General features: G+C 42.5%; 6 protein-coding genes, 15 tRNA genes and 1 pseudogene. 20 read left to right on the top strand and 2 right to left on the bottom strand.

The genetic code is table 11. The annotated features are described in order from the left end of the window. Positions 1–73 precede the first annotated feature (73 nt). The 20 genes and pseudogenes from CUU66_RS14280 (at position 74) to CUU66_RS14185 (ending at position 10,247) form a co-directional block, all read left to right on the top strand. Positions 74–150 (top strand) — tRNA-Arg (locus CUU66_RS14280). 10 nt (positions 151–160) lie between these two features. After that, positions 161–237, top strand: a tRNA-Pro gene (locus CUU66_RS14275). 12 nt (positions 238–249) lie between these two features. Next, positions 250–325, top strand: a tRNA-Ala gene (locus tag CUU66_RS14270). An 18-nt stretch (positions 326–343) separates the two neighbouring features. Then, a tRNA-Met gene (locus CUU66_RS14265) sits at positions 344–420 on the top strand. 6 nt (positions 421–426) lie between these two features. Beyond that, positions 427–503: transfer RNA gene (locus tag CUU66_RS14260), tRNA-Ile, on the top strand. Positions 504–510: 7 nt separating this feature from the next. Next, positions 511–603, top strand: a tRNA-Ser gene (locus tag CUU66_RS14255). A gap of 187 nt (positions 604–790) precedes the next feature. Further along, positions 791–864, top strand: a tRNA-Met gene (locus CUU66_RS14250). Positions 865–869: 5 nt separating this feature from the next. Next, a tRNA-Asp gene (locus CUU66_RS14245) sits at positions 870–945 on the top strand. Between the two features lie 7 nt (positions 946–952). Next, positions 953–1,028, top strand: a tRNA-Phe gene (locus CUU66_RS14240). Between the two features lie 23 nt (positions 1,029–1,051). Beyond that, positions 1,052–1,127: transfer RNA gene (locus CUU66_RS14235), tRNA-His, on the top strand. Positions 1,128–1,134: 7 nt separating this feature from the next. Further along, a tRNA-Gly gene (locus CUU66_RS14230) sits at positions 1,135–1,208 on the top strand. A gap of 8 nt (positions 1,209–1,216) precedes the next feature. Continuing rightward, positions 1,217–1,293: transfer RNA gene (locus tag CUU66_RS14225), tRNA-Ile, on the top strand. 1 nt (position 1,294) lies between these two features. Beyond that, positions 1,295–1,369: transfer RNA gene (locus CUU66_RS14220), tRNA-Asn, on the top strand. A gap of 3 nt (positions 1,370–1,372) precedes the next feature. Further along, positions 1,373–1,463, top strand: a tRNA-Ser gene (locus tag CUU66_RS14215). Positions 1,464–1,466: 3 nt separating this feature from the next. After that, a tRNA-Glu gene (locus CUU66_RS14210) sits at positions 1,467–1,538 on the top strand. 778 nt (positions 1,539–2,316) lie between these two features. Then, positions 2,317–4,260, top strand: coding sequence for a 1,4-alpha-glucan branching protein GlgB (glgB, locus tag CUU66_RS14205; protein ID WP_101643298.1), 1,944 nt, complete (start codon positions 2,317–2,319; stop codon positions 4,258–4,260). After that, positions 4,199–5,352: pseudogene (locus CUU66_RS14200) on the top strand (glucose-1-phosphate adenylyltransferase). The gene glgB and the pseudogene CUU66_RS14200 overlap by 62 nt, the downstream one beginning before the upstream one ends. 38 nt (positions 5,353–5,390) lie before the next feature. Next, positions 5,391–6,416, top strand: a complete 1,026-nt coding sequence (locus tag CUU66_RS14195) for a sugar phosphate nucleotidyltransferase (protein WP_101643296.1) — start codon at positions 5,391–5,393, stop codon at positions 6,414–6,416. Continuing rightward, complete coding sequence (glgA, locus tag CUU66_RS14190; protein WP_101643294.1) at positions 6,416–7,864, top strand: glycogen synthase GlgA; 1,449 nt, start codon at positions 6,416–6,418, stop codon at positions 7,862–7,864. The genes CUU66_RS14195 and glgA overlap by 1 nt, the downstream gene beginning before the upstream one ends. Continuing rightward, the gene (locus tag CUU66_RS14185) at positions 7,854–10,247 is read left to right on the top strand and encodes a glycogen/starch/alpha-glucan phosphorylase (RefSeq protein WP_101643291.1); all 2,394 of its coding nucleotides are present in this window, start codon (positions 7,854–7,856) and stop codon (positions 10,245–10,247) included. Before glgA ends, CUU66_RS14185 begins: the two co-directional genes overlap by 11 nt. Before the next feature lie 322 nt (positions 10,248–10,569). Here the strand turns inward: CUU66_RS14185 and CUU66_RS14180 are convergent, their stop codons facing one another. Next, on the bottom strand, positions 10,570–11,352 hold the full coding sequence (locus CUU66_RS14180) for a TraR/DksA C4-type zinc finger protein (RefSeq protein ID WP_101643289.1): 783 nt from the start codon (positions 11,350–11,352) through the stop codon (positions 10,570–10,572). A gap of 160 nt (positions 11,353–11,512) precedes the next feature. After that, entirely contained in the window at positions 11,513–12,448 is a 936-nt protein-coding gene (locus CUU66_RS14175; RefSeq protein ID WP_101643287.1) for a 1,4-dihydroxy-2-naphthoate polyprenyltransferase, read from the bottom strand. Positions 12,449–12,662: the final 214 nt, after the last annotated feature.

Raw genomic sequence — 12,662 nt, 5'->3', positions numbered from 1 at the left:
ACAGGACTTAAAATCCTGCGGTAGGTGACTACCGTACCGGTTCGATTCCGGTCCTCGGCACCATTAAATGAATGCGCCCGTAGCTCAATTGGATAGAGCGTCTGACTACGGATCAGAAGGTTATGGGTTCGACTCCTTTCGGGCGCGCCATATATATTTACGGGAAGTAGCTCAGCTTGGTAGAGCACTTGGTTTGGGACCAAGGGGTCGCAGGTTCGAATCCTGTCTTCCCGACCAGAATTATCTTTTGGGGCCTTAGCTCAGCTGGGAGAGCGCCTGCCTTGCACGCAGGAGGTCAGCGGTTCGATCCCGCTAGGCTCCACCAATTTTTTAATAGTATTATGGCGGCGTAGCTCAGCTGGCTAGAGCGTACGGTTCATACCCGTGAGGTCGGGGGTTCGATCCCCTCTGCCGCTACCATTTATTGGACCTTTAGCTCAGTTGGTTAGAGCAGACGGCTCATAACCGTCCGGTCGTAGGTTCGAGTCCTACAAGGTCCACCATACACGTGGAGGTATACCCAAGTCCGGCTGAAGGGATCGGTCTTGAAAACCGACAGGGGTGTAAAAGCCCGCGGGGGTTCGAATCCCTCTACCTCCTCCATTTTTTACGAATTAAATATAAACAAAATAAGTTACTTTATATCGTCGCGGGGTGGAGCAACAAGCAAAACTTCCGATGAATAAGCTGCGAGTTGTACCGATTGAGCTGCTGCTTGAGATGCTTTCTGAAATCGGGACAGTCAACAATAAGAATTAAAGCATAAACAAAATAAATTACTTTATATCGTCGCGGGGTGGAGCAGTCTGGTAGCTCGTCGGGCTCATAACCCGAAGGTCGCAGGTTCAAATCCTGTCCCCGCAATAAGTGGTCCCGTGGTGTAGCGGTTAACATGCCTGCCTGTCACGCAGGAGATCGCGGGTTCGATTCCCGTCGGGACCGCCATTATTAAGGCTCAGTAGCTCAGTCGGTAGAGCAAAGGACTGAAAATCCTTGTGTCGGCGGTTCGATTCCGTCCTGAGCCACCATTACTTATAAATTCATTTCTGTGGCGATTGTGGCGAAGTGGTTAACGCATCGGATTGTGGTTCCGACATTCGTGGGTTCGATTCCCATCAGTCGCCCCATAGTAACGCGGGTGTAGTTTAATGGTAAAACCTCAGCCTTCCAAGCTGATGTCGTGGGTTCGATTCCCATCACCCGCTCCATTTTATTTGGGCCTATAGCTCAGCTGGTTAGAGCGCACGCCTGATAAGCGTGAGGTCGATGGTTCGAGTCCATTTAGGCCCACCATTCCGCAGTAGCTCAGTGGTAGAGCATTCGGCTGTTAACCGAACGGTCGTAGGTTCGAGTCCTACCTGCGGAGCCATATGGGGAAGTACTCAAGAGGCTGAAGAGGCGCCCCTGCTAAGGGTGTAGGTCGCGTAAGCGGCGCGAGGGTTCAAATCCCTCCTTCTCCGCCATTTGGCCCCTTGGTCAAGCGGTTAAGACACCGCCCTTTCACGGCGGTAACACGGGTTCGAATCCCGTAGGGGTCATACAAAAAGAGTTGTGTACTAATGTACACAGCTCTTTTTGTTTTTTTTGTTTTAATCAACCATTATACATAGGTTGGGAGCGGTGGGCCCTCCGAGAAATCGAACAGCTGCATATGCTCTCGAACAAGAAAATTATACTATTATTGAGTTGCAGGCTTTAATCCCCTTCGCTACAAGGGAACCCTGAATAGAAGAGCAGTGACAGCAGGTCGCATGCCCACTTGAATTAGACATACACTCAACATCCTCCAAAGTCTATTATTGCCCTCTGAATCCCCACTTTATTTTTCTGGTTTACCGCACAAACAATAAGGGTAAAACACAACGTCAAAACTTTTTTGCTTCATTAACTAGATGGGCAATGCAGTTAGTTCCGTTTTACCTGTCCTTTACAGCTCTATTGTTTTATCTAAGGATCAGGACGTACAAATGATAAGTAACAGTAAATAGTGAACAACCGTTCCTTGATTATTCACAAACTAGTACAGATCTTGTTATTACCATTCGCTTCGTCTTCCTTCGAAATGTTTCTTCAGCTAACCCATACTTGCTAAACGCTTTGACAAAGAAAACTAGGTCAATATAACTATTTTTATAAAATTAAGAATATTTATGCAGGAATTTGCCTTTTCATCTAGAATTAATAAATATTTTATGAAAACTCGAGGGAAAGATGAATGTTCATTCATTTTATATACTTGTAGAACTCCCTTGCATGCATTTTAGTGAATAAAGATTTGTTCTTCCAAGATTTCATAATGATTAGGGAGTGAATGTCGTGTCTGTGAATACAGCTTCTGGTTATGACCTTCATCTTTTTCACGAAGGAACACTATATGAGGCATATAAGTTATTTGGATCCCATCTTATCCAGAAAGATGGTTCTGCCATAACCCGTTTTTGTGTATGGGCTCCTCATGCCGCTCAGGTGCGGGTTGCCGGTGAATTTAATGGGTGGAAGGGCCAAGGGTATGAGATGCACCGAATCAACGATGAAGGAGTCTGGGAGATTGAATTAGAAGAGAATCTTCAGGGACAATTGTATAAGTACGAAATTATCACTGAGGAAGGCAGCAAATTTATGAAAGCCGACCCTTTTGCCTTTTACTCAGAAAAAAGACCAGGGACTGCATCCATGGTCTGTGATTTGTCGGGATACAATTGGAGTGATTCTGCCTGGTTGAAGAAAAAAGCAAAACAGTCCACGTTATCCAAGCCCGTCTTTATTTATGAAATGCATTTTGGCAGCTGGAAAAGGCATAAGGATGGCGCATTTCTAACATACACGGAAATGGTGGATGAATTAATTCCCTATCTAAAAGAATATGGCTTTACCCATGTGGAATTGCTGCCGATGATTGAGCACCCATATGATGGATCATGGGGCTATCAGGGGACGGGATATTATTCGATAACCAGCAGATACGGAACACCGCAGGAATTTATGAAGTTTGTCGACTCATGCCATCAAAATGACATTGGAGTCATTATGGATTGGGTCCCGGGTCATTTTATAAAAGATGCCCATGGCTTATACCATTTTGACGGGAAACCGCTGTTTGAATATCCGACCGAAAAGCACCGGGAGAACAAGGTCTGGGGCACTGCGAATTTTGATCTTGGACGTAACGAAGTACACAGCTTCCTTATTTCTAATGCACGCTTCTGGATGGAATATTATCACATCGACGGCTTTAGAATGGATGCGGTCGCAAACATTATTTATTGGCCGGGCGGGGATTACAAAGAGACTAATTCATTTGCCATCCATTTTTTACAGAAGTTAAACACCGTAATCGAAGAACAAGATCCTCATTTTTTAAAAATTGCAGAAGATTCGTCTGATTATCCCCAAGTGACGGCACCAGTGTCTTATGGCGGCCTTGGCTTTACGTATAAGTGGAATATGGGATGGATGAACGATATTTTGCTTTACATGCGAGCAGAACCCCAAAACAGAGCTTCTTTACATCATAAAGTAACCTTCTCACTGATGTATGCTTTTAGCGAACAATTTCTTTTGCCGTTTTCCCATGATGAAGTTGTACACGGCAAAAAATCACTGTTGGACAAAATGCCTGGTTCGTACGAAGAAAAATTCGCCCAGCTCCGCCTTTTATTCGGATTCATGTTCACTCATCCAGGAAAGAAGCTGCTATTTATGGGCGGGGAGTTTGGTCAGTTTTCGGAGTGGGACGTATGGAAACAGCTTGATTGGAACTTATTTGAATATGACATGCATCAGAAGATGGACGCATATGTTAGAGAGTTGGTTTCTTTTTCAAAGCGGCAGAAAGCTTTATATGAGCTTGACTCCCTTTCAGAAAGTTTCGAGTGGATTGATGCGAATAATGCTGAACAGTCCATTTTTTCATATATTCGAAAAAGCAGGTCCGAAGACGAATCTTTAATCGTTATATGTAATTTTTCCCGGGATAGCTACCAGGATTATCTGATTGGAATCCCTGAAGCGGGAGAGTATAGGGAAGTTTTTAATAGTGATTCCCTTCAGTTTGGAGGAAGTCACTTTATAAATAAGAAGGCTGTCATAGCAGAAAAAGGAGTTTACCACGGAAAGCCGTTTAATATAAGTATACGGATTCCAGCTTTAGGATTAACAGTGTTCAAAAAGATCAAAAAGAGAAAGGGGAAAAACGTTAATGGTGAAAACAAAATGCGTAGCAATGCTCTTGGCAGGAGGGCAGGGAAGCCGGCTAAATGAACTAACCCAGAATATAGCCAAGCCGGCAGTACCCTTTGGAGGTAAATACAGAATCATTGATTTCACTTTGAGCAACTGTACGAATTCAGGTATTGATACAGTGGGAGTTCTCACTCAATATCAGCCTCTTGTATTAAATACCTATATTGGGATTGGCAGCGCCTGGGATCTGGATAGAAAAAATGGCGGGGTTACTGTGCTGCCGCCGTATGCTGAAACCAAGGAAGTAAAATGGTATACAGGTACAGCATCTGCCATCTTCCAAAACATAAATTATATTGATGACTATAATCCTGAGTATGTTTTAATTCTTTCAGGAGACCACATATATAAAATGAATTATGCAACCATGATTGAATATCACGAAAAGAAAAAGTCTGATGCGACCATATCTGTTATCGAGGTTCCATGGGAAGAAGCAAGCCGATTCGGCATCATGAATACTAACTCAGAACTTGAAATAACGGACTTTGAAGAAAAACCGGAGCATCCACGAAACAATTTAGCATCGATGGGCATTTATGTGTTTAAGTGGAGTGTCCTTAGAGAAGCGCTTATTAAAGATTCAGAGAATCCGGATTCCAGTAGGGATTTTGGTAAAGACATTATTCCACAGCTGCTTAAAGAAAAGAAAAAAGTCAATGCATTTCCTTTTAAGGGATATTGGAAGGATGTAGGGACGATAAAAAGCTTGTGGGAAGCGAACATGGATTTATTGGACGAAACCAACTCCCTGGATTTATATGATCATTCGTGGCGTATTTATTCTGTGAATCCCAATCAACCTCCGCAGTACGTATCACCGGATGCGAAAGTAAAGGAGTCGCTGATCAATGAGGGCTGCTTTGTAGAAGGGCATGTTGAAAGGTCGGTTCTATTTCAGGGAGTCACCATCCATAAGCGGGCAAATATATATATGAATCTGTTGTCATGCCTGGTGCGGTGATCGGTGAGGGAGCCCATGTCGAAAGAGCTATTGTTCCCACAAACCTGAATATTCCCGATGGTGTTGTCATAAAACCAGAGCAGGCAGGTGAAGATGTTGTCCTTGTAACAGAATCCATGATACAGGATTTTTTAATGGCTAAATAAGATAAATTGGACTGCAGTATATTGAGAGGAGATCATGTATGAACAAAAACATTCTGGGTGTAATAGATGCTACAACATATTTAGATCCTTTAAAAGACCTTACAGAACAGCGTATTTTAGCGGCATTGCCTTTTGGAGGGAGATATCGTCTAATTGACTTTGTCCTTTCCAGCATGGTTAATTCGGGTATTTCCAGCGTAGCCGTATTTCCAAAATATCATTATCGTTCACTTATGGATCACCTTGAATCAGGCAAGAACTGGGATTTGAACAGGAAGCGCGATGGTCTCTTTTTCTTTCCAGCTCCGAATTTAGATATTCCATTTCATCATATAGGGTCTTTCCAATGTTTTTCCTATCACTTGGATTACTTTAGAAGAAGCACCCAGGAATATGCGATTGTGACAAATTGCTATACCGTCTTAAATGTTGACTTTTGCGAAATTTTAGAAAAACATATTGAAAATGGCTGTGATATTACCGAGGTCATAAATGAGGGACGCTCATTAGAGATCTATCTGCTAAAACGTGAGCTTCTTATCGATCTTATCGTTGAGCGGGACAAAACGGGATACCAATGTCTATATGACCTTATAGAAGATTCAAAGCATCCTTACCAGGTATGTACGTATGACTATGAGGATTACTGTGTGATGGTAGATTCTATTCAGACATATTATCAAACAAGCCTAGAGCTGTTGAATCCTTCTAAATGGCAGGAATTGTTTAAAGGGAATCAGCCTGTATTTACTAAGGTTAAAGATGAACCACCGACCAAATATGCTAAAAGTTCCAATGTTACTAACTCAATGATCGCAAATGGCTGTGTAATTGAAGGCCATGTAGAAAACAGCATTATTTCCAGATCGGTGAAGATCGGGAAAGGTTCCGTAGTTAAAAACTGTGTCATCATGCAAAAGAGCAGCATCGGTGAAAACTGTGTGCTGGATTCTGTCATCCTGGATAAAGACGTTCGGATTGAAGACGGTGTACGCTTGACAGGAAGCCAGGATGAACCGGTCGTTATTAAGAAGGGTGCGGTCCAAGGAGTGTTGATGACCTGATGGATATACTCTTTGCTGTCTCGGAATGTGTACCATTTGTCAAATCGGGAGGTCTGGCAGATGTGGCCGGCTCCCTGCCCCAGGAACTTGCCAAACACGGTAACCGGGTCAGGGTTGTTCTGCCAAAGTATAAGACTATAGATACGAAATATACAGCTAAGATGTCCAAGATAGCTGAGTTTTATGTCCTAGTTGGCTGGCGGGAACAGTATTGCGGCATATATAGTTTAGAGCTTGATGAAATAACCTATTATTTTATAGATAATGAATATTATTTTAAAAGAGATGATTTATACGGCTATGTTGATGATGGAGAACGGTTCTCCTTTTTTACCAGGGCTGTCCTTGATGCATTGCAGCATATCCCGCGCCCGGATGTTATTCATTGTCATGATTGGCATACCGGAATGGTGCCTTTCTTGTATAAAACAGAGTATCAAAACCGAGAGGGATACAATTTTATCAATACAGTATTCACTATACACAACCTCCAATTCCAGGGCATTTATCCCCCTGAGGTTATGAGGGAACTGCTGGGGATCAGTGAATATTATTTCCGGCCAGAGCATATAGAGTTTTATGGTAATATAAGTTTCATGAAAGCGGGAATTGTGGCATCCGATAGTATTACCACTGTCAGCCCAACTTATAAGGAGGAGATACAGACACCTTATTTCGGTGAAAAGCTGGATGGACTGCTCCGAATCCGTAATAACAGCCTTTCAGGAATCTTAAATGGAATTGATTATGATTTTTACAATCCCGAAAAAGATCCATTCCTTAAAAAAAATTATAGTGCTGAATCTGCGGAAGGGAAAATAGATAATAAGCTTGCCATCCAGCAAACTCTTGGCCTTCCGCAAAATAAAGATATACCAGTCATGGCTATGGTCACCAGACTGACGAAGCAGAAGGGCCTTGACCTTGTAAAGGCGGTCTTTCAAGAAATCATTAACCAGGATATACAGATCATTATCCTGGGAACCGGGGATCCTGAGTTTTCTGATTTCTTCCAGGCGATGGAGCGGTATTACCCTTACAAAGTAAAAGCGGTCATTGGATTTAACGAGGAGCTGGCGCATCAGATTTATGCCGGTGCCGATTTATTTTTGATGCCGTCAAAATTTGAGCCCTGCGGCTTAGGCCAGCTTATTGCCATGAGATACGGGGCAGTACCTATAGTAAGAGAAACAGGCGGACTGAACGATACGGTTGACTCTTATAATGAGTGGACTGGGGACGGAAATGGGTTCTCCTTTAAAAACTTTAATGCACACGATATGCTGTTTACAATTGAGCGTTCCCTGGCTTTTTACCGGGATAAACCATCCTGGAGTAGGATTGTGAAGCAGGCAATGGAGAAGGACTACAGCTGGTCGCAGTCGGCTTATCAATATAATCTGCTTTATAAGGAGCTGGTCAGCAGAAGTGGAAGCCATGTTTTCTGACAAAGAGCAGTTTAAAGAGGTATTTTTAAGGAAACTTGAAATGACCTATGGAAAAAGCGTGGAAGAAACATCAAAAAGAGATCAGTTTCATGTGCTGGGAATGATGGTTAGAGAGTATATCAGCAAAGACTGGATTAAATCTGCTGAAAAGGCCAGAACCTCAAAGTCAAAGCAGGTGTATTACTTATCCATTGAATATCTTCCAGGCAGATTTCTTGGCAATAATTTATTGAATTTAGGAATTACAGGACTTATAAAGGATGGCCTGAATGATTTAGGCATTGATCTGGCTGAAATTGAGGACCACGAAGCGGATGCGGGGCTTGGCAATGGAGGGCTTGGGAGGCTAGCGGCATGTTTTCTTGACTCTCTTGCCTCATTATCCCTTCCTGGTCATGGATGTGGTATCCGCTATAAACATGGCTTGTTTGAACAGAAGTTTGTAGATGGTTTTCAGGTGGAGCTTCCTGAACAATGGCTCAGGCACGGCTTTGTATGGGAAGTCCGGAAGCCCGACCTGGCGGAAGAGATTCCTTTTTGGGGAACAGTCGAAAGCTATTCCGATGGAGGACGCCTAAAATTCAGGCATATAGATGCGGTCAAGGTTCTGGCCGTACCCTATGATGTACCCGTGGTAGGATATCAAAATAAAACCGTGAATACCCTGAGGCTCTGGAGCGCGGAACCCAGCCCGGTTCCATGGCAGAAGGATATCATGAAATATAAGAGGGAAACAGAGGCTGTCACCGAATTCTTGTATCCAAATGATACACATGATGAGGGTAAAATACTGAGGCTTAAACAGCAATATTTCTTAGTGGCAGCCACTTTGAAATCGATTGTAGGTACGTTCAGAAAGAAATATAAGGATATTCACAGATTCCATGAAATGGTAGGGCTGCATATTAATGATACCCATCCAGTCCTTGCCATACCGGAACTTATGAGGATATTGATTGATGAAGAAAATCTTACCTGGGATGAAGCTTGGAAGATTACGACACAATGTATATCCTATACCAATCATACAACACTTTCAGAGGCGCTTGAAAAATGGCCGGTCCGGATATTGGCACCGCTGCTGCCGCGCATTTATATGATTATCCATGAAATAAATGAGAGATACTGTCAAGAATTGTGGCAGGAATATCCCGGAAACTGGAATCATATTGAACAGATGGCAATCATAGCCCATGGAGAAATAAGAATGGCACATCTCGCAATAGCGGGAAGCTTTAGTGTAAATGGAGTCGCTAAACTTCACACAGAAATCTTAAAAACCAGGGAAATGCAAAACTTTTACAAGCTTTATCCAGATAAGTTCAATAATAAAACAAATGGCATCACTCACAGAAGATGGCTGATGAAAGCTAATCCTGAACTCTCCGGATTGATTACAGAAGCAATTGGTGACGGGTGGAAAAAATCTCCCGAGGAGCTTGAAATGCTTAATCAATTTGATAATGATGAAGCGTTTCTCCGCAGATTGAGAGAAGTAAAGAGAACAAAGAAGCATCAGCTGGCAGACAGGATTCATAAAAACACAGGCCTCAAGGTAAACGTGGATTCCATATTTGATGTACAAGTTAAAAGACTTCATGCCTATAAGAGACAGCTGTTAAATGTCTTTCATATCCTCTATGTCTATAATCGAATGAAGGAAGATAAACAGTATAAACCTTATCCGCGGACCTTTATCTTTGGGGCTAAAGCATCCCCAGGCTACTACTACGCAAAAAAAGTAATTAAGCTGATTAATTCTGTGGCAGAAAAGGTGAATAGTGATTGCGAAGTGAATAAGTATATACAGGTTATTTTTCTGGAAAATTATAATGTTTCCTTAGCTGAAGAAATCTTTCCGGCCACTGAAGTGAGTGAACAAATTTCTACGGCCAGCAAGGAAGCCTCCGGCACTGGGAATATGAAGTTTATGATGAATGGTGCTTTGACCATTGGAACTTTAGATGGAGCCAATGTAGAAATGGAAGAACGATTGGGCCGTGATAATATTTTTATATTCGGGTTACATGCAGATCAGGTGTTAAACTACTTATCTAATGGTGGTTATAGTCCATATGATTATTACCACGGAGACGAAAGGATCCAGTTAATCTGCAACCAGCTTATCAATGGGTTTTTCCCTAATTCTTCCGATCAGTTTGAGGCCATTTTTGATTCATTGCTTACGGAAAACGACCAATTTTTTGTTCTACGTGATTTTGCCTCTTATATAAGTACACAGCGGAAGGTAGAGGCTGCGTATCAGGACGAGAAAAGCTGGTCGAAGAAAAGCCTGAAGAATATCGCAATGTCCGGTTTTTTCTCGAGTGACCGTACAGTGAAAGAGTATGCAGACGAAATCTGGAAAATACAGACTATATGAGCAGCCTTTTGGCTGCTTTTTATATGGATCGTGATTTATTTAGGCCGTTTTCGCAGACTTTTTGTTATTGAACAAGGGGGTTGATTGGAGTGAGGGTGCATGCTTTCCGCGGGGAGGGCGCGTGAGCTTCCTCAGCTTCGCCTGTGCTTTTCTCCCCCTCGAGGGTCTAAGCTTGTAGCTGGATCAAGGAGTCTCTCACCTTACGTCCAATCAACCTGTTTAGTAAAAGGGTAGGTCTCAAAACTTATTAAAACAACTAGAAAAGAGCCTTTATTTAATATCGGCACAAAAATGGACAGCTTTTTTAAAGCTGTCCAACATGTTAATCTTTAGTGGGTTTGTTTTCGTTTTCCCCAGGAACCTTGTCCTCAATATAACTGTCCCTTTGATGATAAGGAATGTCGCCAATATTTGATTCAATCCCTTGTTCATCCAACGTTTCTTCAAATTCTTCTTTCTCCTTTGAATCATATATACGTGTATTGTCCCCTTTGATATCGGTAGCTGTAAACCTCTCAAAGTCTTCGGTGAACCCATCAGAATCTTCTCGATCTTCCTCAATGCCAGTATAATCATCCATTTTTCCGAAATAATCTGCAGGTGTCTCTGATGTACCATATCGGGCAACCTGCTCAAAACTGTCAATGTCATCATTTATTATATGATTATCACGAAGACGCTGGAAAGAGTCTCGGTGGGACGGCTCCAGTACCTCTTCCTCTACAGGGCGGTCTGAAAAGGAATTATCCCCGGCAGCGGCATGGTCAATGCAATATAAAGTGGATGGAAGGGCTTCTAGCCTTTCATAGGGAATGTCTTCTCCACACTCCCTGCATTTGCCGTAAGTACCTTCTTCGATTGCCTGTAGAGCTTTATTTACCTTTTCTAACTCATTAGAATTATGATCTACAAGAGCTACATCCTTTGACTTTTCGAAAAGCTCAGTCGCTAAGTCTGCAGGATGATTATCGTAACTGGAAACTTCCCCGACGGATTCGGTTAAGCTTTCCTCCCCTGGGTCCTGCATGTCAATCTGTTGTTCCAGGTCTTCTTTCAGAACAAGAAGTTCTCCTTTTAAATGATCAGTTTGCTGTTGGTTTAGCATAAATCGTCACTTCCCTCATTTTTGTTAAGTTTTATATGGACTCGAAGCCGAGAAACATTATGTTCCGTATATATGCATACATACCCTATATATAATTAGAAAAAACTTGGGAACAGATATTGGAAGCAAAAGAAAAAAAGCCCGCCCGGAGGCAGACTTTTTAAACGAAGTAGCTAATAAACAATCCAATGGAGAGCAGGAAGCCAAATATTGTGTTGGTTTGGGCAGTGGCTTTCATTGCCGGCATCATTTGAAGAGGCTGAGTTTTACCAATGAATCCTTTGATCGCCTTAACGGCTTTTGGGACACTGAAAAAAACGATTAAAAGCCATGGTGATGCAAGGCCGCTTGCGATTAAGATAATCACCCATAAATATGAGACACCCATCATGCTGCCAAGAACAATTACTGCATTCTTGCGGCCGCATAGGATAGCTAAAGTTTTCCGGCCATTTTCCTTATCTCCATCAAGGTCACGAATATTGTTGGAAAGATTAATGGCACCAACCAGCAAAGCAACCGGAATGGAAACCAGCACCGCATTTGAAGATACATAACCTGCCTGGATGAAGAAGGAAATCAAGATTACGAAAACCCCCATAAACAAACCTGCAAATAATTCACCAAATGGGGTATAAGCAATGGGCAGCGGACCGCCTGTATATAAATATCCGACAGCCATACAGATAAGCCCGATTAAGGCAAGCCACCAGCTGGATACCACGCAGATATAAATCCCCAGCAGAACGGAAAGTCCGTATAAGGATAAAGCTATATTCAGGACAGTTTTCGGAGATACTCCCTCTCGGACAATTGCGCCCCCGATCCCGATTGAGTTCTCATTATCTAAGCCACGTTTAAAGTCATAATACTCATTAAACATATTAGTGGCCATTTGAATGAACAGAGTTGCGATCATCATGCAAATGAAAACGGGAATATGAAAACTTGCATCATCATTTAGTGCAAGGGCAGTTCCTACCAAAACGGGAACAAATCCTGCTGTCAGGGTATGAGGGCGTGTTAACTGCCACCAGACTCTCCAGTTATTCTTATTATTTTTCACAAGCGGGGTGTGCTGTGTGTGTGTGTGCATGATCTATTCTCCTCTACGGATAAATAACACTTCATAAGTTTATTCATCCTTTGCTTGTTTTCCCCATACTAAGGATACAATAGTACGAAAGCGGAAAGCAGCGCCTTCCTAAATAGCGGGTGTCAGCAAACTTGCTGGACATTGTACTTTTTCATACAAACTAAGTTTAGAAAAAGGAAGGGGCAGTGTCAACGTATTTTTTTGAAGCTGTACA

The organism is Peribacillus deserti, from assembly GCF_002863585.1.
Classification (GTDB): Bacteria; Bacillota; Bacilli; order Bacillales; family DSM-1321; genus Paraperibacillus; species Paraperibacillus deserti_A.
Note: the sequence above shows the minus strand (reverse complement) of the source record. Positions and strands in the feature narration are given on the sequence as shown.